This is a genomic window from Mesorhizobium carmichaelinearum (assembly GCF_900199455.1).
In the GTDB taxonomy this organism is placed as follows: Bacteria; Pseudomonadota; Alphaproteobacteria; order Rhizobiales; family Rhizobiaceae; genus Mesorhizobium; species Mesorhizobium carmichaelinearum.
This window is the reverse complement of sequence record NZ_FZQR01000001.1, coordinates 179,589-204,544: the sequence shown is the minus strand read 5'-3', so window position 1 is coordinate 204,544 and position 24,956 is coordinate 179,589. Positions and strand designations below refer to the sequence as shown.

Below are 24,956 nucleotides of genomic sequence, written 5' to 3'. Positions count from 1 at the left end.
TGCGTCAGCGCGAGCATGGGCAGCAGCTCGGTTGGTAAAATTGTTTGTCCGCCCTGTCCTCAAAACGTCACCAGCCTCATTTCTTAGCGAGTATGTGCCTCCTTTGGGAGCCTCCATCGTCGTCGGCTCTGCGGTGGTAGCACCAGGCGCTCTGGGAGCGCTGGTTTCTCCCAACGGACCTGATGTGCTTATCGATGGCTCACGAAATCCGAGTTCATCCCTCTTACCGGCCCGCCAATTGCCCCTCCGCCACTGCCTATTGGACTGCCGCATGCACACGGTATCCCTTGGTTCTCCCATTCTCTTTCAAAGTCGCGTTGCGTAGATTGTTTTTTGCCCGACATTCCCGGAACGTCCGGAGCAGAATTTGCTGGTATCGACTTGTCGTTATCGCTTTCTGCAGTTTGAGCACTGTTGTTGCCCGCGCCTTCACCGGCGTTTGCAGCGAGTGGATCGTTACCGGCATTGGGGTCGATGGCATGCCCATTTTGATCGCTCTTATTCACCGGATCGTTCTGGGCATACGCATATCGATTGGTTCCAACGCCTGGCAGTATTGGATCCCAATCATCCGGCGAGATGAACCTCCCCAGCACCGGATCCATATACCGTGCATTGAGATAGAGCAGGCCGGTCTCGGCATCGAAGCGCTCGCCTATATAGGACTTCTGCGTCTGGAAGCCGGTGTTGAGCTGCTCGCCATAGGTGGCGTAGGTGGTGCCTTCGACCACGGCACCCGACATGTCGGTGACGAGGCGCACCGAGGCCAGATGCTCGCGGTGCAGGAAGTATTTGGTCGTGCCGACCACTTTGATGTCGGGATGCGGGTAGCGTGTGTAGATCTCCGCGCCCGGCGTCGCCGGATTGATCTCGACATTGGCGTCGGGATAGAGCGTCGTGGCGAAGCTCGAGGATTTCTTCGCGCGCGCTCCATCCGGGCCATAGGCAAGATTGACGGTGTTGGCGGCAAGGCTGACCGTCTTCAGCCGGTTGGCCTCGTCCCAGGCGAGCGTGCGGCTGCCGTCGGAGGTCAGATTGCCATTGGCGTCATAGGCCATCGCATTGGCGCCGACAGAGATTGGCGCGTGCGGACGAGGTGCACTGGCCGAGGGATAGGCATAGGTGCCGGCGACACGCGTGCGTGAGAGCATGTTGTCGTTGGCGGCATAGACGAAGGTTTCGTCCAGCGTGTTGTCGCCGAGATTGTCCGCCGAGATCAGCCGGTCGGCATTGTCATAGACATAATTCCAGCTACCGGGCGCGGACGCCCCGACAATGTTGGTGATGCGGCCGAGGTTGTCGCGCGTGTATTGGCGATCCAGCAATGTGGTGGCGCCAAGGGCCGTGGTGATGCGCGTCACCCAGCGCCGGGTCGGCGAGTAGGTGAAGGACGTCTTCACGCCATTGGCGTAGGTGATCTCCCTGGTCTGGCCATCGGCCTCGTAGAGTGTCGAGGTGATGAAGCCTGGTGCCGAGGCCAGCCTGTTGCCGACGGTGTATTGCAGCGGGGCGGCAGAGGTGCCGAAGTCGAGCTGCACCGGCAGATATTGTGTGGCCAGTGTTTGCCCCGAGGCGTCGCGCACCGCCGTCGTGGTGTGGGTCAGGCCCGCGATGGTGGCATCCTGGCGCGCGACCTTGCCGAAGCCGTCATATTTGTAGCTCTGCGTCGCCGCTGCATTCTGCGACGTGGTCAGCTGGCCGATGTTGTAAGAACCAGCCGCCGCCTGGTCATAGGTGTTCTGCGTCAGCGTCACCGGGCTGCCGCCCGAGGCCGTTGCCGTCTTCAGTGTCAGCCGGTCCATCTGATCGTAGCTGAGATTGGTGACCGTGCCCCTGGCATCGGTCTGGCTGACCAGCCGGTTGGCGGCATCGTAGGTGTAGGTCCAGGTGCCGAGATCGGGATCGGTCGCCGACAGCCGGTTGCCGAGCATGTCGTAGGTGTAGGACCAGTTGGAGCCGCCGGGATCGGTCACCCCGATCAGCCGGCCGAGTGGATCGTAGCTGCGCGTCTCCATCAGCGCGAGGCCGGCCACGTCGCGAACGATGACGGCGATATCGCCATGCGTCGACCATGCGGTCCGGGTCTGGTGGCCAAGCTCGTCGGTCATCGTTACGCCGTTGAGCCGCGGATTGACGAGATCGACCGTCGCCAGATTATACGCATAGGAGCGCTGGCTGGCATCCGGATTGACCGTCAGCACCGGCCGGTCGGCCCAGTCGTAGCTATTGGTGGTCCACTGCGCCGTGTCACCGACGAATCTCGGGAAGGCCGCACGCAGCACATTGCCGCGCGGGTCATAGTCCGTCTCAGCAATGCGTCTTGGCCCAGCCGCCGTCTCTCCGGGTGTCTCGACCCGATAGACCCGGCCAAGCCCGTCATAATAGGAGCGGGTAAAATCCTCGCCGGCGCCATTGGGCAGCGGTGTGTATTTGACCAGCGCTTGGCTGGCTGGATTGCCTTCATTCTCGAAGCGCGTCTTGGCATAGGCGCCGGTGACGCTTTGCGACACCTGGTAGGGCCGGCAGAACGGGTCGTAGGCAAAAGTCTTCACCAGGCCGTTGGGATCGGTCTTGGTTGCCGGCAGCCCGCAGACTGTGTTGTAGGTCGCCGTCGAGACGAAGCGCGTGTCCGCCGTCTGGCCGCCCGTCGCAAAATAGCGCGGCGCCCGCTCGGTTATGGGATAGAGGTGATAGGTGGCGTCATAGTCCCACTCGGTTTTTTGGCCGAGGCCGTTGCTGGCCGAGACCTTGTTGCCGTAGGCGTCATAGGCAAAATACTGATAGATCGCTTTCGGCGGCGTCGAATAGTAGTCGCTGAAGCTCTGCACCTGGGTCAAATTGCCCTTGACCGGCGGCGCCGTATTGTCGGTCTGGCTGTCGTAGTTGCTGGCAACCACGCTGATCCACGGGAACGAGCCATCGAAGCCGGCCGCCTTCGCCTCGGATCGCGGTAGGGAGACGATGTAGGCCGATGTGTTGGGCGCGAACCATCGGGCGGTACGGACCTCGTCGCCGCTGATGTCGGTACGGCCGTAGTCATCCTGGATGGTGACGTTGTTGTAGGCGTCGAAAGTGCGCCGCACTTCCAGCGTGCGCGAGACATTCTCGGTCAGTGTCGTGTCGGTCACCGTGTTCTGCACGGTGTAGGGTTTTGTTGCGGTGTTGACCGCATAGGTCTCGGCCACCTGCTTGTGCACGGTGCCAGCGCCATCCTTCCACACCGTCAGCGACGGCAGGCCATAGCTCGCCAGGTCCTGGCGATAGGTGGTTTCGATCTTCGAGGGCGCCGTCTCGCCATTGGCCAGCGGTTTTGTCTCGACGATCGAGGCGAAGCCCAAAAACTTGCGCGCCGCCGGATCGTACTTGCCACCGGCATAGGTGTAGCTCGACACCGCCGTCTGGCCACGGCCGTCGCTCACCGAAAGCTTCGTCACCGCATGCACCAGCTGCGGCAGGTAGTTGTTCACCCAGGTCGATGACGGTGCATACTCGACCGCGACCGTCCCGCCAAGTTCGGTGGTGATCTGCTTCAACAGGTTCGGATTGCCCGTGCCCGCGTTCGAGATGAACATGTTGTTGTAGTCGGTGAAGTCCGGCAGGCCATCGCCGTTGAAGTCGCCGACAACCGTGCCGGCGGTCAGCGCCACCGGTAGCGTGAACTCAACCGGCGTCAGCGCCGTCGACGACGGCCGCAGCGAGAACACTCGCACAGGGCCGGTCCTGTAAGGCTGTGACGTTATCGTGCCACCGATGGTGATGACGGAGGCCCTGCCACTGTTGTCGAAGTCGCGAAGGACCGCAGTAGGGCCTGGCAGCGACCCGACGCTGTAGCTCTTGAAGCCCGTCCCGGTCGATAGCCAGATCTGGGTACCGCCGTTAGTGCCGTTGTACTGAACAACGTCCGTCGCGCCGTCGCCATTGACGTCGGCCAAAACGCAACTACCAGGTGTTCCTGACCCACTGGAGCAGGAAATAGGAAGCGAGGTTGCGCCTGGTTGCCAGGTGCCGTTAGAAAGCATGCCTTTCGTTGACGTTCCGCCGGGACCCCAGATGAGCGGCTGTTGTTTGCCGTTGCCGAGAAAATCGCCAACGCCGTAGACACGATAATTGGAACTGTAAGCGTTCAGGGTATCAACACCGTCACCATTAGTGTCCTCGATAATAGGGTCGGGTGATGGTGGGTTGGTTGAAAATCCCCCACATACCGCTTCGTAGCCGACGGGTGCAGGCCTACAGGAAACTTTAGTCAGCCCCAACGAAGTGTTTGTTTCAACGATCGAATTGTGTGGCGTGTAGGTTGTGCGACCGGTATGTCCGTCTGTAAAGGCAGTTACTAGCGTATCAGCGAAATCCAAGGTGTTCTTGGTTGCTAATAACCGGCCAGGCTGAGAGAAGAAGGTGGGATTATCAGGATCCACATAGTTAGTCGTGTCGAGCAGCAGTGAGATGGTTGCACTTAACGCACCGCTCGAGTTGAACTTGTAAATGTATTTGGTACGCTGCATGGCGGGGCAAGGACCTTGTCTAGGTGTACATGTATCCACCTGTGTGATCTTGTCGCCGAAGATCTCGTCCCGGCCGTCGAGATCCAGATCGCCAACCTGATTCGGCGCTCGCTGGTTTCCGAACGAAACGGGCCCGCTCGCGTAGACCCCATCGGTATTCTGATAGGTCATCTGGCCGAGCACCTTTGCCGTCCCACCGGTGATGGTGCCGTCGACCGTGCTGGTGGCGTCGGTGCCGTAGCGGGTGACCTGGGTCAGTCGCGAGGTGTTGGAGAACGGCGCCTGGTCATAGGTCAGCTTGTAGGCGCCGCGCACCGCGCCGGAGACGGTGACGCCGATCGCCTTGATGCGCTGGCTGGTCTCGGAAATGTCGCGGCCATTGCCCATCAGGATCATGTCCGGACGGGTCTCCAGATAGAATTTTACGATCGTGCCGTTGTAGCTGACACTGTCGGGGTAGCAGACCGGGCTTGCCGGGCAAGTGTAGCCGTAGCTGACCGTGTTGCCGTTCGTGTCCGTGACGGAGGTCAATAGCCAGCGATAGCTGAAGGCCAGATCGTAGGCTGGCGTTCCCGCCGTGGGCGTCAGGTTGGCAACCGCCGCCACCGAGCGGAAGGTCGAGACGGTACCGTCGCGGTCCGTCACTTTCCATTCATTGGTGGTGCTGTTCAGCGCAATGCGGCGATAGCTCTCATTCTCGGTCGCATGCGTGCCGCCGGTCGAACAGGATGGCGACACCATGCCGGCAACACAGGCAACCATGGCCTGGCCGTCGAGCAGATAAATGTCATTGGCATCGTAGGCCGGCATGCCATAGCCGGGCGTCGCCCGCTCGATGACATCAAAACCGTCGAGACCCCAGGCATAGCCGAGCCAGCCCTGGTAGAGCCCGCCGGTCTTGGTCTTGCGCGAGGAATTGTAGTTCAGCGCGATCTGCGGCTCGATGCCGTGGAAGGCCGGCACGTCGATGCCGATGGCATAGCCGAGATTGCCATTGCCGGCTGCCTTCGGCAGATCCACCTTCGGCGTGCCGATGGCCTCAGGGTCGCTGCTGGTCGTGGTTGTTGTAGCAGCGGCGACAGCAGCCTGCGCTGCGGGCGCGGCCTCAGCATCGGTTGTCTTCGCCGCCGTCTCGGCCTCGGTGGTCTTGGCATCCGTGCCGTCGGCGGCTTCGGCATCGGCCGGCTCGGCGCCGACCTTGGCCGCCGAATCCGGGCTGCCGGTCGCCGATGAAGCACCTTCGGTTGATGGCGTCTGCGCCGACGAATCCGCCGGACTGCTAGCCGCCTGTCCGCCGGCTCCCAGCGCCGCCCCGCCATTGCCGTAACCGGCGGCAGAATTTCCGGCAGCTGCCGAAGAGCCCGGGCTCTCCTGCGCAAGTGCGGCCATACCTGCACTTCGGCTAATATAAGAAACGGCAGAAATATCCGTGCCGACGACACTCGCGGCAAGCACTGCCACACCAACAAGCAACCGTTTCATGAGTCCCCCGAGCCAGATTGCTTATCGATACTCACCTTTCATTTGATGGATACGACACGCGCTCGTCACAAGGAGAATATCCACAGACTTATTTGCGGAGGAGGCAAGCAGAGCACTGCACATGCTGGTGAAATTTAGCCGGATCGAGCGCCTTTTCGAACGATGCAATGCATCGCGCTACAGCGCGGGGTGTAGAAAAGCGCAGAGAATTTCATGGTGTCGGGCCCTGCACTTGGTATCAGCCGAGGGCACAGCACGGACAATCCTGCGGGCGGGCAGTCCGAGCAACCCGGCAGGCCTACACCGGTTCCGTCTCGTCCATCATCTGCTTCACGGCATCCGCCGACCTGGTCATCTCTACTTCGTCGGTGGCCCAACCCGCGAAACGTTCCAGCAAGGTGGCAAACGTCACCAGGTCCTGCTCGTCCCACTGCGCCAGTGCCCCGGCGAAAATCCGCCATTTGGTCTGACGCACCGCCGTCACCAGGCGTTCGCTCCTGGCGGTGAGTTTGAGGCAAATGCGCCGGGCATCGAGTTGCGATGCGACGCGGAAGGCGTAGCCGCGCTCGACGAGATCGGCAGAGATGCGGCTGGCGCGGGAGGGGTCGATCCCCATGCGCTCGGCGATGATGCCGACCGTCACCTCGTCCTGCGGGGTATCGCCGGCGCCCGCGCTGAGTGCGATAATCGCATCGAGATGGCTTACTTCCAGCGAGGGATCGATGCGGGCCAGGATCAGGCGACCGAAATCCCGACGCTGGACGGAGCGGCGCACCTTGCTCATCACCGCATCGATGGCGGCGACGGCGTCGGCTGCTGCTTCGGACAGGCCACTGCTGCGCGCCAGATCCGCGAGGTCCTGATCGCCATGCGTTTGACACAGGGCGGAAAATCGGTCCGGTTTGCCTGGCTCGGTATCGTTACTGCTCATATTAGAGCGCGCTAGCAAAAATATATGCGGATGTCAATTATGTGCTGATAGCATATATTTGTTATTGACATATATCTGCCGTGAGCACATAAACCGCGCCCGAACGTCGGAGACACCCATGAGCATTGACTCAACTCTTCCGGATGCGCCGCCCGTGGAGGCCGGGACCAAGCCCGATCTTACCACGCTGATCGTCTATTTCGGCGCGCTGATCGCCATGTTCATGGCCACCATCGATATGCAGATCGTCGTCACCGCCTTGCCCACCATTGCCGGTGAACTCGGCAATCTGCATCTGTTCGGTTGGGTCGGCGCCGCCTATCTGCTGTCCACCGCCGCCGTCTCGCCGTTCTACGGCAAGCTCGGCGACATGTATGGCCGCAAGAACGTGGTGCTGACGGCGATCACCTTGTTCCTGCTGGGTTCGCTGGTCTGCGGCATGGCTTGGTCGATGGAGAGCCTGATCGCCGCGCGTGTCCTGCAAGGTATTGGCGGCGGTGGCCTGATGGTCTCGGCCTTCGCCATGATCGGCGAACTGTTCGGGCCACGCGACCGCGCCAAGTATCAAGGCTACAGTTCGGCGGTGTTCGCGCTGTCGTCGGTCCTCGGTCCCTTGGCCGGCGGCTATATCACCAGCCTGTTCGGCTGGCGCTGGGTGTTCCTGGTCAATCTGCCGATCGGCATCGTCGTGCTGGCGATCCTGGCATTCGCCATGCGCAGCCGGTTCAACGAGAAGAGGCACCGCATCGACTATCTCGGCGGCTTGCTGCTGGCTATCGGCACCACGGCAATCGTCTATTGGGGCTATCATGTGCTCGACCCCGCCGGGCCGGACCTGCTCACCTTCGCGCTGCCGGTCCTCGCGCTGGCGGCAATCGCTTCGTTCATCGTGGTCGAACGGCGGGCCGAGGAGCCGATCGTGCCCTTGCGGCTGTTCGGCATCTCGACGGTCCGCATCGTCTCGGGCGTGTCGGTGGTCGCCGGATCGGTGACGCTCGGCATGTTCTTCTATTTCGCGCTCTATATGCAGACGCTGACGGGTCTCAGCCCGGCCGAGGTCGGCTTCCTGTTCCTGCCGGCTTCCCTGACCTCGATGGTCATCTCGATCGTCGCCGGGCGGGTGATTGCCGCGACCGGTCGCTACAAATGGATGCCGGTGGTGGCGATGGGTATTGGCGGGCTGCTGATGATAGGCTTTGTCTTCATCAATTCGCACACGCCGATTTGGGTGCTGGCGGTGATGATGGGCCTGTTCGGCATCAGCATGGGCCTGCAGTTCCAGGTGCTGATCGTGGCGATCCAGGCCGCGGCGCCGCTTAAGGACATCGGCGCAGTGACGTCGCTGATCACCCAGGCGCGGACGATCGGAGCGTCCCTGGGACTGGCGCTGAACGGCGCGGTGATGACCTGGGCCCTGAACCGACAGACATCAGAGCTTCCCGCCGATGCCGCCGCGTTGTTGCCGGACGGCCTGAACGGGCTGACTCCGCATCTGGCGTCAAGCCTGTCGCCCGCGGTCCGCGACGTGGTGCTCGCCCACTATTCCAGTGGCTTCAATGTGATGTTCCTCTGGGTGGCGGCGCTCTACTTCGTCGCCATGGCGCTGACGCTCCTGCTCGAGGATATCCAGATCCCGAAGCGGGGCTGAGCCCGGCCACTGCGTCCTCAGCCCGGCAGGCTGAGGAGAGCCTGGCGCGACGGCGGCTCTTTCAGCTGTCGGTCAGCGACAGCGTCCGGGCGCGTTCGCGCAGCAGATCGAGCAGTTGGTTGCGCCGTGGCTCCGGCGTGTCGATGGGCAGCACGAAGCACAGCGTCTTGTTGATGGCGCCGTGGCCATCGCGGATGGGCGCGGCCATGCACCAGGTGAAACGGTCGGCAAGTGCCGCGGTTTCGCTATAGCCTTGCCGGTGCGCCGTGGCGACATCGGCGAAGAACTCGGCCGGCGCGATGACGCGGCCGTCGGGCAGCGTGTAGTCGGCGGGCGGGATGAAATCGCGCAGCTCCTGCTCGCTCATATGGCCGAGCAAAAGCCGCCCCGATGCCGTCCACGGGATCGACACCTCGACGCCGACATCGCTCGAGATGCGAAAGGGGCCTGGCGAGTCGCGGCAGTCCAGCACGACATATTTGTTGCCGCGCAGGCCGCACAGCTGGACGGTCTCGCCGGTCTCCACGGCCAGCCGGTCCAGCGTCTCGATGATGCGGCGGTAGTGGGCATTGTGATGCGAATAGGCCCAGCCGAACAGATGCATCGAGCGGCCGAAATAGACGTAGCCCTCCGTCCCGACATTTTCGAGCATTTCGGCGTCGAGCAGGCTGTTGACGATCTCGTAGGTGGTCGAGCGTGGTGCGCCGATCATCTTGGCGATATCGCCGACACGCATCGGCGCGCGGTGCTTCAGCAGCGCCTCGAGCAGCATGATGACGCGGTCGATGCCGCGCCGCCGCTCGCCGGGGCGAGCATCCTTGCCGGCATCCGGTTCGGCCAGATCGATAGCGTTGTCGCTCATGTCGGCCACCGCCTCCACTATGGTTTCGGTTCGTCGTCTCAAGACGCTTGATAAATGTCAAGGCTCAGTCTAGCATCCGTTTTGTCCGATATACAGACACTATGTCTGAAATACCGGACAAACTAACAAGCCTGACGCAGAAAGTCCTGACGAAAAACAGACGGTTTCCGAGCCCGGCAACCGGCGGGTTTGCTCGTCCCGACCCCGCACGTCCGGACACAACCTCAGAAGGGAACAGTCATGATGAAATCGCCGTTTTTTGCATCCGCCAGCGCCCTTTGCCTCGGTCTCGTGCTGAGCCTGGGCGCGGGTTCGCAGGCCAATGCGGCCGCCAACTGCATCAAGGGCGACCGCAAGGCCCCCTATACGATCGGCTGGGCCAACATCTATTCGGTGCCGACCTGGATGAAACAGACGCAGGGCACGATCGAAGCCGAGGTCGAGACGCTGAAGAAGCAGGGGCTGGTCGACAAGCTGGTCGTTACCGACGCCCAGGGCGATGCCAATGTGCAGATCCAGCAGATCCAGTCGATGATCGATTCCAATGTTGACGCCATCATCCTGATCGCCGGCTCGTCGACCGCGCCGGCGCGCGTGCTGGCCGACGCCTGCGCCAAGGGCATCGCCATCATCAATTTCGACAGCCTCGTCGACACGGACAAGGTGACCGCCAAGGTCAACACCGATTCCTCGCAATGGGGCGACCAGGCGGCCAAGTTCCTGATCGACGCCATCGGCGGCAAGGGCAAGATCCTGATCCTCAATGGCCCGGCTGGCGTTTCGGTCAGCGATGACCGGCGCAAGGGTGCCGATGCCGAGCTGAAGGCCCATCCCGATGTGAAGGTGCTTGCCGAGACCAACACGCCCTACAATGTCGCGCCTGCCCAGGAAGCCGTGACCAGCCTGCTCTTCGCCAACCCCGAGATCGACGGCATTCTGTCGCTTGGCGGCGCGCTGTCGGCAGGCGCGGTTCTGGCCCTCGACAAGCAGGGCCGCGAGCAGGTGCCGATCACCGGCGAGAACGCACGCCAGTTCCTCGAACTGTGGAAGGAAAAAGGCCTGAAGAGCTGGGCAACCATGCAGCCGAACTGGCTTGGCGCCTTTGCCACCTACACCGCCGTCCAGGCGCTGGAAGGCAAGGACGTGCCGGCCTTCGTCAAGATCCCGCTGCCGGTGATCGACAATTCCAACATCGACGCATATCTCGCCCGCGCGAAGGATTTCCCGGCTGACGGTTACATCTATTCGCCCTACGATGAGGAGCTGTTCAAGAAGCTGCTGGCCCAGAAATAAGCCTGAAGGGTTGTAGCGTTGATGACCACGGCTCCGCTGCTCGCGGCGCGGGGGGTGTCGAAGTCTTTCTTCGGCAACCCCGTCCTGCGCGACGTCTCCATCGCTCTCCAGCCGGGCCGCGTGCATGCGCTGCTCGGCGAGAACGGCGCGGGAAAGTCGACGCTGATCAACCTCTTGTCCGGGGCGTTGCGCCCGGATGGCGGGGCCATCGAGGTCGAGGGGCGGGCGGTGTCGCGCATGACGCCGGCGCTTGCCCGGCAGGCGGGCATTGCCGTCGTGCAGCAGGAGCTCAGCCTGACGGCCAGCCTGTCGATTGCCGAAAACATCGGCCTCGGCGCCTATCCCAGGCGGCTCGGCCTGATCGACTACACCGCGCTTGCCGCCCGGGCCAGGGCGGCGTGCGAACTGGTCGGGCTGCACGAACCGCTGTCGACGCCTGTCGGGCATCTGTCACTCGGGCGCCGGCAGATGGTCGAGATCGCCAAGGCGCTCTACCGCAAGCCACGCGTGCTCATCCTCGACGAACCCACCTCGTCGCTGTCGGCGACCGAGACGAAAATCCTGACCGACCTGCTGGAACGGCTCCGCGGCGAAGGCATCGCCATTCTCTACATCTCGCACCGGTTGAACGAGGTGATGGCGCTCTGCCAGCATGTCACCGTCCTCAAGGATGGCATCTGCACTGCGGACCGCTCGCTGGCGGGAACCGACGCCGCCGGGCTTGTGCGCCTGATGGTCGGCCGCGACCCCGGCGATCTCTTTCCGCAATGGCAGACTTCAAAATCGCCGGCCGACGCCATCTCGGTCCGCAATTTTTCCGCGGGCCTGATGCGCGACGTCGATCTCGACGTCAGGACGGGCGAGGTGCTGGGCATTGGCGGCCTGGTCGGGCAGGGGCAGGAAGATCTGCTGCTCGGACTTTACGGCGCGATTCCGGCCAGGACCGCATCGGCGAGCGTCAATGGTGTCCCGGGGCTGCCCGGCGGCGTACCGAAAGCCAATGCGCTTGGCCTTGCCTATGTGCCGGCCGATCGCAAGCGTGAAGGCCTGCACCTGATCCATCCCATCATCACCAACATGATGCTGCCCGCCTTCGCCAGACTGCCGGCGCTGAAGCTGCGCAGCCGCCGGGCCGAGCGCGAGACGGCCAGAGGCCTTGCCGCCCAGCTCGGCATCAAGGGCGACCTCGCCCGAGCGGCACAGGCTCTCTCCGGCGGCAACCAGCAGAAGGTGGCGTTGGCGAAATGGATGCCGCACGACCCGCTCGTGCTTCTGCTAAACGACCCGACGCGCGGCGTCGATGTCGAGACCAAGCGCGAAATCTACCTGATGCTTCGCGCCTTCGCCGCCGCCGGCAAGGCCGTCGTGCTGCTCAGTTCCGACACGCCGGAACTGGTGCATCTGTGCGACCGCGTCGCGGTGGTGCGTGAGGGCCGTATCGTCGCCACGCTCGAGCGCGGGGCGCTGAGCGAGGAGACCATTGTTTCGGCGGCGATGGGCGCCGAGGACCGGAAGGTCGCGGCATGAGCACTGTTTCCCCCGCAAAGTCCGCCGGCGCCCTCTACTGGCCAGTGCAGATGCGCCGCAACATCGGCGTGCGCAGCCTGTTCATCGTCGTGCTGGCGTTTCTCGTTGCCTATGGTGTTCTGTTTCCGGGCCTGTTTTCGGCTTCCGGCTTCGCCAAATTCACCCAGAGCTGGTTCCCGCTGGCATTGGTCGCGATGGCGCAGGCGATCCTCATGCTCACCGGCGGCATCAGCCTGGCGATCGGCGCCACCGTCAGCCTTGGCGCGGTCATCGCCGCGACGACGATGGCCGGCCCGCTCGGCGTCGCGGGCGGCGCCGCCGCTGTGGCGCTGACCGGCCTCGGTATCGGCACGGCGACCGGCTTCATCGTCGTCAGGCTTCGCCTCCCGGCAATCGTTGTGACGCTTGCCGGTTCCTTCATCATCGGCGGCGCGGCACTGTTGGTCCTGCCCAGGCCGGGTGGTGCCATTCCGGCATGGCTGTCCGACCTGCTTGCCGGCAACACGCCGGCGGCCTTCGTGCTTTTGGTGGCGATCGTCTTGCTGTGGAAGCTCTATCTCGCCACGCCGCTTGGGCTGAGCCTCTATGCCGCCGGCGAAAATCCGGTCGGCGCCTATCGCTCCGGCGTGCCGGTCGACGCCGCGCGCGTCGCTGCCTATGCGATCAGTGGCTTGCTCTCCACGGGCGCCGGCCTGTTTGTCGCCGCGCAGACGGGATCGGGAGATCCGGTCATCGGCACGGCCTTCACGCTGAACTCGATCGCCGCCGCCGTGCTCGGCGGCATCGGCTTCCTCGGAGGGCAGGGCACGATGCGCGGCGCGCTCGCCGGCAGCCTGCTGCTCAGCCTGATGATCAGTGTCATGTTCTTCCTCGGCTTCACCCCGGTGGCGCAGTATGTCGCCCAGGGCCTCATCATCATCGGGGCGGTCGCCATCCCGCAATTCCGCAAGGTGCAGCAATGACGGCATGGAATGAGAGTGTAGGCGGTAAACGCGCCTTGGCGATCCTGCGCAGCCGGCCGTTCCTGACCGTTGTCATCGTCGCCGCCGTCTGGATCGGGGCCAGCTTCGCCTCGCGCGGCTTCGGCGCCTATGGCCATCTGCGCTATCTGGTTGAACTCGGCGCCGTCATCGGGCTGGTCGCGGCCGGCCAGACCTTTGTCGTGATCGCCGGCGGTATCGACCTTTCGGTCGCCGCGATCGTCACCGTCAGCGCCATCAGCCTGCCGCTGCTGTCGTGGCCAGCGGATCCCACCGGGCTTGCCTCCATCCTCGCCGTGCTCGCGCTGACGACAGTCATCGGTGCGATCAATGGACTGGGCGTGGCGTTGCTGCGCGTTCATCCGATGATCATGACGCTGGCCATGGCGACCTTCCTGCAGGGCCTGCTGATTATCATTGCCGGCGGCAGCGCCGTGACCGCCGAAAACCCGCTGGTGCACTGGCTTGGCAATGCGCGGCCGGCCGGCATTCCGGCCGGCATTGTCCTGTGGGTCATCGTCTCGGCGATTGTGCTGACGGTCATGCATGCGACGCCATTCGGCGCGCGCATTTTCGCTATGGGTGCCAATCCGCTCGCCGCTTCGCTGTCGGGGGTGCCGGTGGCTTCGACGACGCTCGCCGTCTACGGCATCAGCGGCTTCACCTCGGGCCTCGCGGGCGTGCTCGTGCTGGGCATGAACGGACAGGGCTATGTCGGGATCGGCGATCCCTATCTTCTGGCTTCGATCGCTGCCGTGGTGCTTGGCGGCACCTCCATCCTCGGCGGGCTCGGCACCTATGCCGGCACCATCCCGGGCGCGGTCCTGCTGGTCACGATCACCGCGCTGATCACCGTCGTCAACGCATCGCCCGGCTGGCGCAGCATCCTGTTCGGATCACTGATCCTCGGCCTGCTGCTGCTCTCAGGCCGGGAGCAGGCCCGCCGATGACAATTCGTCCAGCCGGTAAATCCGTTTCGCATTGCCGAAGAACAGGGCTGCCTGCTCGTCTGTGGAAAGGTCCGCCGCAATGGTCTTGAAGCCGTCGTATATGTCATCAAACGAAGCGTGCAGGCCGGCGACCGGAAAATCGCTGCCGAACATGGCGCGATCGCTGCCGAAGCAGTCGATGCAATGCAGCACCACCGGCCGCAGGCTGTCGAGCGTCCAGTTGTGATCATAGGCGACCAGATCCGAAATCTTCACGGCGACGTTTTCGTGGCGCGCCAAGGCGCGCAGTCCTTCGCGCCAGCGCCGCATGCCCTCGGCGTCGCGGTCGATCGGGCTGCCGCAATGGTTGAGGACGAATTGCTGGCCGGGAAACGCGGCCGCCAGCCGGGCAGCATCGGCAAGCTGGCGCGGGAACACCATCAGGTCGAAGGCGAGTTGGTGAGCGCCGAGCAAGGCCAGGCCGGCGCGCCATGCCGGCTCGTCCATGATGCCGTCTCGGGCAGCGAAGCGCCGGGTAGGATCAGGGTCCCAGCTCAATATGTCGCGCACGCCGACGGTGCGATCGAAAGCGGCCTGCGCTTCGATCAGCGCCGGCGCCCCGGGGCTCGCCAGCGGCACGCGGACGACATAGCGGGCCGCCACGCCTTGCGACTTGTCTTGCGTTTCCAGCCAGCGCGTCTCGCCGACGCAGTCATCGCTCGCCCAGCCGGCTTCAACATGGACGGTGGCAACGACATCGTGCCTGGCGGCGTCGCGCGAAAAATCCTGCGGAAGATAGTTGCGGCGCAACGGGCCGAGCTCGCCCAGGCCGCCGCGTTCGCCGGCGGTCGCCGCCAACCACGGGTGCCGGCCAAGGTCGAGATCCCAGAGATGATGGTGGGCATCGACGATCGGTCCGGAATAGGGTTTTGGCACGGAAGTCTCTCATGGCATGACCGGGACGGGAAATCGGCTCGGCTGTCGTTTCGCGACGGCGAAAAGGGGTAGCATCGGATGACGCAAAACTCACCAGTCCGGCCGCTTGGCGTGCGCGAAAATTTTGTCCTCGACGACCGTATCCGCGGCGTGCCGCCCGGCACGGCCGGGCTGGACTCCAGCCTGGTCGGGCAGCAAGGCTGGCGTCCGGCTGACGGCCGTATGGCGCTGCCTGTGCTCACCCTCGACGAGGCGGCCTTCGCCGCCAATCGCGACCTGTTCCTGCGGTATATCAGTGAACAGGGCGTCGCGGTCGCGCCGCATGCCAAGACGCCGATGGCGCCCGATCTGGCCCGGTCGCTGGTCGAGGCCGGCGCCTGGGGCACGACGGTCGCCGATATCCGCCAGGCGACGGTGATGCTCAAGGCCGGGCTTTCCCGGCTGATCATCGCCAACGAGGTTGGCGGCAGCGGTGGCGCAAGCCGTCTGGCAACGCTCGCCGGCGCCTGGCCGGATGCCGAGCTTCTCGTGTTCGCGGACTCGGTCGACGCCGTCAACGCGCTAGCCGGAGCCTGGCGTGCCCATGCCGAACTCGCTCCCTTGCGCGTCCTGGTCGAACTGGGCGCGGGCAGGGCGGGCGCGCGCACCACGGCTGAAGCCGAGGCGATCGCCGATGCGGTGATGGCGACCGGTGGCCGCCTGCTGATCGCCGGCGTCGCGACCTATGAGGGCGCCGCCGCGCAGCCCGCCGCCGGCCGCACCGACGCGGTGATATCAGACCTGCTGGCGATGATTTCGGACATGTTCCTGCGGCTGCGCGCCCGGCTTGGCGGCCAGGCTCCGCTGGTGGTGACGGCCGGCGGCTCGATTTTCTTCGACAAGGTTGTCGCCGCGCTGTCGCCTGTCGTCTCGCGGGACGGCAACGCCACCCTGGTATTGCGCAGCGGCGCCATCTTCTTCCATGACCACGGAACCTATGACCGCTCGCTCGGTGTGCTCGACGCGCGCCAGGGGTTCGCCATCGCGGGTGAAAAGGTGTCTGCCAGGCAATCGTTCCGCCCGGCGCTGCGGCTGTGGGCCGAAGTGCTGTCGCGGCCGGAACCCGGCCTGGCGATCTGCGGCATGGGCATGCGCGACGTGTCGTTCGACCAGGGATTTGCGGTTCCGCTCGCGATTCATCGCGCCGGCAAGTTGCAGGCTGGCGCGCTGGCGAACGCCAAGGTCGTCAAGCTCAATGACCAGCACGCCTTCCTGGCGCTGGAACCGGGCACGGATCTGGCTGTCGGCGATGTCGTCGAGTTCGGCATATCGCACCCCTGCACCTGCCTCGACCGCTACCGCGTCATCTTCGGCCTCGACGAGACCGGGCATGTCCGCCATGCCTTCCCAACCTATTTCGGCTGACCGGATCCGCGTCGGCCGCGACAAAACGAACTGAAAGGATGCGATATGATCAAGTATTTCCAGTCCGGCTCCCGCATGTCGCAGGCGGTCGTCTATGGCGGCCTCGTCCACATTGCCGGCCAGGTGCCCGACAACCGCAAGGCCGGCATCGAAGCCCAGACCAGCGATGTGCTGGCCAAGATCGATGCGCTCCTCGCCGAGGCCGGCACCAGCAAGTCGAAGCTGGTGGCCGTCAACATCTTCCTGCCGCAGATCGGCGATTTCGACGCCATGAACAGCATCTACGACGCCTGGGTCGATCCCGAACGCCTGCCGGCGCGCGCCTGCGTCGAAGCGCGTCTCGCCGACCCTGACCTGCGCATTGAAGTCACCGCGGTGGCGGCGGTCTGAACCATGCATACCGGTCTCGCCCACACGCTCGACTTCGACAGCGATGGCAAGACATCAGGCCATCTCAGCATTCCGTTCTCGATCGACCGCTCGCCCTACTACCAGGTCAAGGTGCCGATCTGCCTCATCCGCAACGGCGACGGCCCGTCTCTGCTTTTGATGGCCGGCAATCACGGCGACGAATATGAAGGCGAGCTGTCGCTGGCCAGGCTGATGCGCCGGCTCGATGCGAAGCGGATCAAGGGCCGCATCACCATCCTGCCGATGGCCAACGTGCCGGCGGTGATGGCCGCCAAACGTTGCTCGCCGCTCGACGGCGGCAATCTCAACCGCGCTTTCCCGGGCGACCCGTCTGGTACGCCGACAGGCCGGCTGGCGAATTTCCTGGAGAGCGAACTCTTTCCTCGCCATGACGTCGTCTTCGACATCCATTCGGGCGGCACCTCGATGGAACATCTGCCGACTGCCCTTGTCGAGCGCAACACCGATCCTGTCCGCCACGCTCGCGGGGTCGAATTGATGCGCACGCTCGGCATGCCTTACGGCTTCGTGGCCGACAATGGTGAGGCTTCGCCGACCTCCATGGGCGCGGCACGGCGTGCCGGCGCCATCGGCGTCAGCGGCGAGTTCGGCGGCGGCGGCACCGCCACCGTCGACACGATGGCGATCACGGCGCGTGCGCTCGACAGTCTGATGATGGCGCTGGGTGTGATCGACGCACCGGTTCTTGGCACGGGCGAAAAGCCTTCGGCGCCGATGCGGCTGCTTTCGCTGTCCCGGCACAGCCAGGGTCTCTATGCCACCCGTCGCGGCTGGTTCGAACCCGCCGTCAGGCTCGGCGACAGTGTAACTTCTGGGCAATTGGCCGGCTGGTATCACGACCTCGAACGGCTCGACCTTGCCGAGGAAGCCTTGCATTTCGCCGAAGCCGGCATCGTGCTTTCACGCCGGCTGCACACGATGTGCGAGGCGGGCGACTGCCTCATGCAGGTCGCCGAGCCGGTCGACGGCTGACAGAATAGTTCCGCAAAACATCCACGAGGATATTCCATGCAACAATTGTCCATGTGGACCTACCCCTGGGATGTCCAGGATCTGGGCCTGGAGACGGTCGAGCGCGATCTTGTCCAGCGCGCCGGGCTCAACATGATCAGCCTTGCGACGTCGTATCATGCCGGCCGCTTCCTGCAGCCGCGCAGCCCGCGCCGCAAAGCCTATTTTCCCGAGGACGGCACCATCTATTTCAAGCCGACGCCGTCGCGCTGGGCCGGACTCACGATCCAGCCGAAAGTTGCCCACGTGATTACGCATGGCGGCGATGTGCTTGGCGACCTCGTCCGCAGGCGTGAGGCTGGTGGGCTCGGCGTCTCCTGCTGGACGGTTTGCCTGCACAATACGCGGCTTGGCATGCTTCATCCGCAAGCCGTCACCCGCAACGCCTTTGGCGATGCCAATTACTACAATCTCTGTCCCTCGCATCCGGATGCGCGCGCCTATGTCCGTGCGTTGGTCGCCGATATCTCGCACAGCTACAGGCCGGACAGGATCGAGCTTGAGAGCCCGTCCTTCATGGGCTTCGCCCACGAATACCATCACGAGAAGGATGGTGTCGGGCTGACGCCGGAGGACGATTTTCTGCTGTCTCTGTGCTTCTGCCCGTCCTGCCTGGCCCGGGCCGCCGGCGCGGGAATAGATGGCGAGCCGGCGCGCAAATTGGTCCGCCAATGGATCACCGAGACCTGCGAGCGCGCGGTGCCGCAGCGGCGGTTTCCGGATTTTCCGGCGAGCGGCCTCGAGACGTTTCGGCCCTGGCCGGAACTCCACGCCTATCTCGACTGGCGGTTCGAGCCGGTGACCAGCCTTGTCGCGGAATTGCGCGAAGTTGCTGACTCCAGGACGGCCGTCGTCATCATCGACCTCAAGGACGGCTGGCTTGGCGGCTGCGATCTGGCGGCACTCGGCAAAGTCTGCGACGGGGCGATCCTGTGTGCCTACGACATGCAGGCCGCCGACGTCACGAGTCTGATGGCGGCCGGCCGGGCAGCACTCGGCGCGGAAAAATTCCTCGGCGCCGGCTATCGGTTGTTCTATCCGGAAATGGCCGGCCCAGACATCCTCACGGCCAAAGTGAAGCCGGCGCTGGCGTCCGATGTCGACGGCATCAATTTCTACAATTACGGCCTCATTCCCGCCGCGCGGCTAGACTGGATCGGTGTTGCCCGGCGACCTTGAGCCGATCGCCAATGCGCCTCGCCATCCGATAGGTTCTTCGCGTAGAACGTCGTTCGAAGGGAGCACCCAATGTCGACCGAGACGAACACCCGCATCGTGCTGGCGGCACGACCGCAAGGCCGGCCGAAGCCGGGCGACTTCCGCATCGAGTCCGTCGGGATCGCCGAGCCGGGCGAGGGCGAACTGCTGCTCCAGATCCTCTATCTGTCGCTTGATCCCTATATGCGCGGCCGCATGAACGCCGCCAGATCCTACGCCAAGCCGGTCGAGATCGACGGCGTGATGGAAGGCGGCACTGTTGCGCGCGTCGTCAGATCCCGCCATGCCGATTTCGCGGAAGGCGATATCGTGCTGTCCCACTCGGGATGGCAGGGTTTTGCCCTGTCCGACGGTGTCGGGCTGCACAAGCTCGATCCCGCGGCGGCACCCGTCACAACCGCGCTTGGCGTGCTTGGCATGCCGGGTTTCACCGCCTATGCCGGCCTGCTGACGATCGGACAGCCAAAGGCCGGCGAGACCGTGGTCGTTGCGGCGGCCAGCGGCGCGGTCGGCTCGGCCGTCGGCCAGATCGCACGCATCAAGGGCGCGCGCGCCGTTGGCATCGCCGGCGGTGCCGACAAATGCGCCTTCGTGCGGCAGGAGCTCAGCTTCGACGCGGTCGTCGATCACCGGGCCGACGATTTCGCCGAGCAGCTAAAGGCGGCCTGCCCGGATGGCATCGACGTCTATTTCGAGAATGTCGGCGGTCCTGTCTGGGATGCGGTGTTTCCCCTGCTAAACGAGTTCGCGCGCGTGCCTGTCTGCGGCTTGATCGCGCAATACAACACCGTCGCTGCTTCCGGTACCGACCGGCTGCCGACGCTGATGCAGCAGGTGCTTCACCGCAGCCTGACGATCAGGGGCTTCATCCAGCGCGAATTTGTCGACCAGCGCCCGGCCTTCTATCGCGAGATGGCCGGGTGGATCGCGTCCGGCCAGGTCCGCTACAGGGAAGATATCGTCGATGGCCTGGAGAATGCGCCGCAGGCTTTCCTCGGGCTTCTCGAAGGCAAGAATTTCGGCAAGCTCATCGTGCGGGTCGCGCAATAATTGCGTCGGGCGAAAGTCAGTCGGGTTGACGGTCTGCGGCCGGGCGGCGCCCGTCGATCCACAGCGCAAGCAATGTGCAGGCAGCGCCCGACAGCAGATAGGCGCCAGCGGCGATGAGGCCGAAATTGCCGGCCAGCAGCAGGGCGGCGAGCGGCGCGAAGCCGGCGCCGAACATCCATGCCAGATCCGAGGTGATCGCCGAGCCGGTATAGCGATACTGCCGGGAAAAGCTCGAGGCGACGACGCCCGACGATTGCCCGAAGCTCAGCCCCAGCAGGATGAAGCCCAACACCATGAACAGCGCCTCGCCGATGGCGCCGCCGTCCAGAAGCTGCGGGGCAAAGCCGCTGAAGGTCGCGATGGCGATCGCCGAACCGCCGAGCAGCGCACGGCGTCCGACGCGATCGGCCAGTGGCCCCGATGCGACGATGGCCGCGATGCCGAACAGCGCGCTCACCGCCTCGATCATCAGGAAGCGTGCCGGCCCCTCATTGGTGAACAGGAACACCCAGGAAAGCGGAAACACCGTCACCATGTGAAACAGCGCGAAACTCGCCAGTGGTGCGAAGGCGCCGATGACGACGTTGTGGCCCTCGGCCCGGATCGTGTCCCTTATGCGCGTCGGCTGCAGGTCACCGCTCTCGTACAGTTTCGAGAATTCGGGCGTGACGACAATGCGCAGCCTGGCGAACAGCGCCACGACATTGATGGCGAAGGCGACGAAGAAGGGATAGCGCCAGCCCCAGGAGAAGAAGTCGTCGGCCGACAGATTGGCGACGAAGAAGGCGAAGAGGGAGCTTGCCACGATGAGGCCGATCGGCGCCCCCAATTGCGGGATCATGGCATAGAAGCCGCGCCGATTCTCAGGCGCGTTGAGCGCCAGCAGCGAGGGCAGACCGTCCCACGTTCCGCCGAGCGCCAGCCCCTGGCCGATACGGGCAAGCGCCAAAAGCCATACCGCGACCGCACCGATGTCGCCATAGGCCGGCAGAAACGCGATGGCGACGGTCGACGTGCCGAGCAGGAACAGCGCGATCGTCAGTTTCGCGCCGCGGCCATAGGCGCGATCGATGGCCATGAACAGCACGGAGCCGAACGGGCGCGCGACGAAGGCGAGCGCGAATATGGAGAAGGAATAGAGCGTTCCGGCAAGCGGATCGTGCGTCGGAAACACCAACTTGGGAAACACGATGACGGACGCGATCGCATAGACGAAGAAGTCGAAGAACTCCGACGTCCTGCCGACGATCACGCCGACCGCGATATCGCCGGCGCTGACCTGGCCATGGTGCGAGCCGATCAGTTCGCTGTTCGTTTCGGCAGTCGAAGTCTGAGCCATCTTATCCGTCGCCACCGCGTGGAATGAAGTGTCCGGGACCCAATTCTGGGGATTCCCCAAGGGTTCCATTGTGCACTGCACACTGCGCCAAAGGCATGCCGGCTGGGCATTGGACAAATTGTCCAATGTTACCACAGCGCCGCGAGCAGTAGCCCTTGATCGATACCGCACTGCAACATGAACGGTTGCGGCGGTCCATCGAGGGCAGCGTTTGATGAAACGATTTGGAGCCTTGCTTCTGTTTCCCCTGGCCGGGCTGTTGAGCGGCTGCGATCTGGTCGTACTGGCACCCGCCGGCGATGTCGCGGCCCAGCAGCGCGACCTGCTCGTGGTCTCGACCCTGCTGATGTTGGTCATCATCGTCCCGGTCATGGCGCTGACTGTCTTCTTCGCCTGGCGCTACCGGCAGTCCAACGCCTCGGCGACCTATGCGCCGGACTGGGATCATTCGACGAAGCTGGAACTGGTGATCTGGGCGGCGCCCCTGCTCATCATCATCTGCCTTGGCGCGCTGACCTGGCTCGGCACGCATCTGCTCGACCCGTACCGCCGCATCGACCGCATCGAGCCCGGCCAGCCCGTTACCCAGTTGCACAAGCCGCTCCGGGTCGAGGTCGTGGCGCTCGACTGGAAATGGCTCTTCATCTATCCCGACTACGGCATCGCCTCCGTCAACGAACTGGCGGCGCCGGTCAACCAGCCGATCGACTTCCGCATCACCTCGTCGGCGGTGATGAATTCCTTCTACATTCCAGCCCTTGCCGGGCAGATCTATGCCATGCCGGCGATGGAGACGAAGCTGCACGCCGTCATCAACCGGCCGGGCACCTATAGCGGCTTCTCGGCCAATTACAGCGGCGCCGGTTTTTCCGGCATGCGCTTCGCCTTCCACGGCCTGTCCGACCAGGCTTTCGAGCAGTGGGTGGCGCAGGCCAGGACCGCGTCGGCGGCGCTCAGCCGCGAGAGCTATCTCGAACTCGAAAAGCCGAGCGAGAACGAGCCGGTACGCCACTATGCCTCCGTCGATCCCGACCTTTACGGCGCCATTCTCAATCTGTGCGTCGAGCGCAGCAAGATGTGCATGAACGAGATGATGTCGATCGACGCCAAGGGCGGCCTCGGTCTTGCGGGTGTGCGCAACACGCTGCCGCTGCAATATGACAAGCTCGCCCGGCGCGGCGCGGTGTTCGGCAACGATCCGTTCTATGTCGCCAGCATCTGCACGGCGGAGGAGGCGGCTGCTGCGGCGCGCGCTGCCAGCAATGCCACGCCGACGGATTGGCCGGCCAGGAATCTTTCCCCGCTGCGCGGGGCGGGGCTGCTCAGGCCCGGAACCGAGAGCCGTCGCGCCGAGGCGGATACGCCGTCGCTTGGCCTGCTGCGGCGCGAATTGTGAGAGACAGAAGATGCCCGATACGCTGACCAAATTCATCTTCGGCCGTCTCACCTTGGACGCGCTGCCGTTGCACGAGCCGATCGTCGTCGCCACCTTCGCCGCGGTGGCGCTCGGCGGCATCGCCCTTCTCGGCGTGATCACCTACTTCAAACTGTGGGGCTACCTCTGGCGCGAGTGGTTCACCAGCGTCGACCACAAGAAGATCGGCATCATGTACATGGTGCTCGGCCTCGTCATGCTGCTGCGCGGCTTCTCCGACGCCATCATGATGCGCCTGCAGCAGGCCATCGCCTTCAACGGTTCCGAGGGCTACCTCAATTCACATCACTACGACCAGATCTTCACCGCCCACGGCGTGATCATGATCTTCTTCGTGGCGATGCCCTTCGTCACCGGCCTGATGAACTTCGTCGTGCCGCTGCAGATCGGCGCGCGCGACGTTTCCTTCCCTTTCCTCAACAATTTCAGCTTCTGGATGACGGTTGGCGGCGCCATCCTAGTCATGGCCTCGCTGTTCGTCGGTGAATTCGCCCGCACCGGCTGGCTCGCCTATCCGCCGCTCTCCGGCATCGGCTACAGTCCTGACGTCGGCGTCGACTATTACATCTGGGCGCTGCAGGTGGCGGGCGTCGGCACGACGTTGTCGGGCATCAACCTGATCTGCACCATCATCAAGATGCGCGCGCCCGGCATGACAATGATGCGCATGCCCGTCTTCACCTGGACGTCGCTCTGCACCAACGTGCTGATCGTGGCGTCCTTCCCGGTGCTGACGGCGGTGCTCTCGCTCTTGGCGCTCGACCGCTATGTCGGCACCAATTTCTTCACCAACGATTTCGGCGGCAACCCGATGATGTATGTGAACCTCATCTGGATTTGGGGTCACCCGGAAGTCTACATCCTCATCCTGCCGCTGTTCGGCGTCTTTTCCGAGGTCACCTCGACCTTCTCCGGCAAGCGCCTGTTCGGCTACACCTCGATGGTCTACGCCACGGTGGTCATCACCATCCTGTCGTACCTGGTCTGGCTGCACCACTTCTTCACCATGGGCTCCGGCGCCAGCGTCAATTCCTTCTTCGGCATCACGACGATGATCATATCGATCCCGACCGGAGCGAAGATCTTCAACTGGCTGTTCACAATGTATCGCGGCCGGATCCGCTTCGAACTGCCGATGATGTGGACGATGGCCTTCATGCTGACCTTCGTCGTCGGCGGCATGACCGGCGTGCTGCTTGCCGTGCCGCCGGCGGACTTCGTGCTGCACAACAGCCTGTTCCTGATCGCGCATTTCCATAACGTCATCATCGGCGGCGTGCTGTTCGGCCTGTTCGCCGGCATCGCCTACTGGTGGCCCAAGGCCTTCGGCTTCAAGCTCGATCCGTTCTGGGGCAAGGTCTCGTTCTGGTGCTGGGTGGTCGGCTTCTGGTTCGCCTTCATGCCGCTCTACATTCTCGGCCTGATGGGCGTGACACGACGCATGCGCGTCTTCGACGATCCCTCGCTGCAGATCTGGTTCGTCATCGCCGCCTTCGGCGCGGTGCTGATCGCCTTCGGCATCGCCGCCTTCCTGATCCAGATCTTCGTTTCCATCCGCAAGCGCGAGGCGCTGACCGATCCGACCGGCGATCCCTGGGACGGCCGCACGCTCGAATGGTCGACCTCCTCGCCGCCGCCCGCCTACAACTTCGCCTTCACGCCTGTGGTGCGCGACAACGACGCCTGGTGGGACATGAAGAAGGCCGGCTACATCAGGCCGCTCTCGGGCTTCAAGCCGATCCATATGCCCAGCAACACCGGCACCGGTGTCATCCTGGCCGCCTTCAGCGTCGCGCTCGGTTTCGGCCTGATCTGGTACATCTGGTGGCTGGCCGCGTTGAGCTTCGTCTGCCTGATCGCCACCGCGATCGGCCACACTTTCAACTATCACCGCGACTTCCACATTCCGGCTGCCGAAGTCACGCAGACGGAGGCGGCGAGGACGACGCTCCTCGCCGCCCAGGGCTAGGGTTT

At 64.0% G+C, this 24,956-nt stretch carries 17 protein-coding genes; 12 read left to right on the top strand and 5 right to left on the bottom strand.

The window, feature by feature from the left end; genetic code table 11:
* Positions 1–188: 188 nt before the first annotated feature.
* Together CKW40_RS43615 and CKW40_RS00840 are read right to left on the bottom strand one after the other, a co-directional pair.
* Entirely contained in the window at positions 189–5,894 is a 5,706-nt protein-coding gene (locus CKW40_RS43615; protein WP_179297780.1) for an RHS repeat domain-containing protein, read from the bottom strand.
* 391 nt (positions 5,895–6,285) lie between these two features.
* On the bottom strand, positions 6,286–6,918 hold the full coding sequence (locus CKW40_RS00840; protein ID WP_095198068.1) for a MarR family winged helix-turn-helix transcriptional regulator: 633 nt from the start codon (positions 6,916–6,918) through the stop codon (positions 6,286–6,288).
* 118 nt (positions 6,919–7,036) lie between these two features.
* On the opposite strand from CKW40_RS00840, the gene CKW40_RS00835 reads away from it, so the two are divergent.
* Positions 7,037–8,566 (top strand): MDR family MFS transporter, encoded by a 1,530-nt coding sequence (locus tag CKW40_RS00835; RefSeq protein WP_095198067.1) that lies wholly within the window; start codon positions 7,037–7,039, stop codon positions 8,564–8,566.
* A gap of 61 nt (positions 8,567–8,627) precedes the next feature.
* Here the strand turns inward: CKW40_RS00835 and CKW40_RS00830 are convergent, their stop codons facing one another.
* Positions 8,628–9,428 (bottom strand): IclR family transcriptional regulator, encoded by an 801-nt coding sequence (locus CKW40_RS00830; protein ID WP_095198467.1) that lies wholly within the window; start codon positions 9,426–9,428, stop codon positions 8,628–8,630.
* Between the two features lie 240 nt (positions 9,429–9,668).
* Between CKW40_RS00830 and CKW40_RS00825 the strand changes: the two genes are divergently transcribed.
* Genes CKW40_RS00825 through CKW40_RS00810 form a run of 4 tightly spaced genes read left to right on the top strand, consistent with a single transcriptional unit; the run spans position 9,669 to position 14,178 of the window.
* A complete protein-coding gene (locus tag CKW40_RS00825; RefSeq protein ID WP_095198066.1) occupies positions 9,669–10,721 on the top strand; it encodes an ABC transporter substrate-binding protein in 1,053 nt (350 codons plus the stop codon).
* Between the two features lie 21 nt (positions 10,722–10,742).
* Positions 10,743–12,248 (top strand): sugar ABC transporter ATP-binding protein, encoded by a 1,506-nt coding sequence (locus tag CKW40_RS00820; RefSeq protein ID WP_095198065.1) that lies wholly within the window; start codon positions 10,743–10,745, stop codon positions 12,246–12,248.
* Positions 12,245–13,210 (top strand): ABC transporter permease, encoded by a 966-nt coding sequence (locus CKW40_RS00815; protein ID WP_095198064.1) that lies wholly within the window; start codon positions 12,245–12,247, stop codon positions 13,208–13,210. The genes CKW40_RS00820 and CKW40_RS00815 overlap by 4 nt, the downstream gene beginning before the upstream one ends.
* The gene (locus tag CKW40_RS00810; protein WP_095198063.1) at positions 13,207–14,178 is read left to right on the top strand and encodes an ABC transporter permease; all 972 of its coding nucleotides are present in this window, start codon (positions 13,207–13,209) and stop codon (positions 14,176–14,178) included. The genes CKW40_RS00815 and CKW40_RS00810 overlap by 4 nt, the downstream gene beginning before the upstream one ends.
* Here CKW40_RS00810 and CKW40_RS00805 read toward each other — a convergent pair.
* Positions 14,152–15,093 (bottom strand): amidohydrolase family protein, encoded by a 942-nt coding sequence (locus CKW40_RS00805; RefSeq protein ID WP_095198062.1) that lies wholly within the window; start codon positions 15,091–15,093, stop codon positions 14,152–14,154. The two genes, CKW40_RS00810 and CKW40_RS00805, sit on opposite strands and share 27 nt — an antisense overlap.
* A gap of 78 nt (positions 15,094–15,171) precedes the next feature.
* Here CKW40_RS00805 and CKW40_RS00800 point away from each other — a divergent pair, with 78 nt between their 5' ends.
* The 5 genes from CKW40_RS00800 to curA all read left to right on the top strand — a co-directional run bounded on the left by CKW40_RS00800 (position 15,172) and on the right by curA (position 20,208).
* Positions 15,172–16,497 carry an alanine racemase gene (locus tag CKW40_RS00800; RefSeq protein WP_095198061.1) on the top strand — a complete coding sequence of 442 codons (1,326 nt, stop codon included), beginning with the start codon at positions 15,172–15,174 and terminating at the stop codon, positions 16,495–16,497.
* Between the two features lie 45 nt (positions 16,498–16,542).
* Positions 16,543–16,887, top strand: a complete 345-nt coding sequence (locus CKW40_RS00795; RefSeq protein WP_095198060.1) for a RidA family protein — start codon at positions 16,543–16,545, stop codon at positions 16,885–16,887.
* Between the two features lie 3 nt (positions 16,888–16,890).
* Positions 16,891–17,901 carry a succinylglutamate desuccinylase/aspartoacylase family protein gene (locus CKW40_RS00790; protein ID WP_095198059.1) on the top strand — a complete coding sequence of 337 codons (1,011 nt, stop codon included), beginning with the start codon at positions 16,891–16,893 and terminating at the stop codon, positions 17,899–17,901.
* Between the two features lie 36 nt (positions 17,902–17,937).
* On the top strand, positions 17,938–19,119 hold the full coding sequence (locus tag CKW40_RS00785) for a hypothetical protein (protein ID WP_095198058.1): 1,182 nt from the start codon (positions 17,938–17,940) through the stop codon (positions 19,117–19,119).
* A gap of 69 nt (positions 19,120–19,188) precedes the next feature.
* A complete protein-coding gene (gene curA, locus CKW40_RS00780) occupies positions 19,189–20,208 on the top strand; it encodes an NADPH-dependent curcumin/dihydrocurcumin reductase (protein ID WP_095198057.1) in 1,020 nt (339 codons plus the stop codon).
* Between the two features lie 16 nt (positions 20,209–20,224).
* On the opposite strand, the gene CKW40_RS00775 is transcribed toward curA, so the two are convergent.
* Entirely contained in the window at positions 20,225–21,547 is a 1,323-nt protein-coding gene (locus CKW40_RS00775; protein ID WP_095198056.1) for an MFS transporter, read from the bottom strand.
* Positions 21,548–21,761: 214 nt separating this feature from the next.
* Here CKW40_RS00775 and cyoA point away from each other — a divergent pair, with 214 nt between their 5' ends.
* The gene (gene cyoA, locus CKW40_RS00770; RefSeq protein WP_095198055.1) at positions 21,762–22,943 is read left to right on the top strand and encodes a ubiquinol oxidase subunit II; all 1,182 of its coding nucleotides are present in this window, start codon (positions 21,762–21,764) and stop codon (positions 22,941–22,943) included.
* Between the two features lie 10 nt (positions 22,944–22,953).
* Positions 22,954–24,951 (top strand): cytochrome o ubiquinol oxidase subunit I, encoded by a 1,998-nt coding sequence (gene cyoB, locus CKW40_RS00765; RefSeq protein WP_095198054.1) that lies wholly within the window; start codon positions 22,954–22,956, stop codon positions 24,949–24,951.
* Positions 24,952–24,956: the final 5 nt, after the last annotated feature.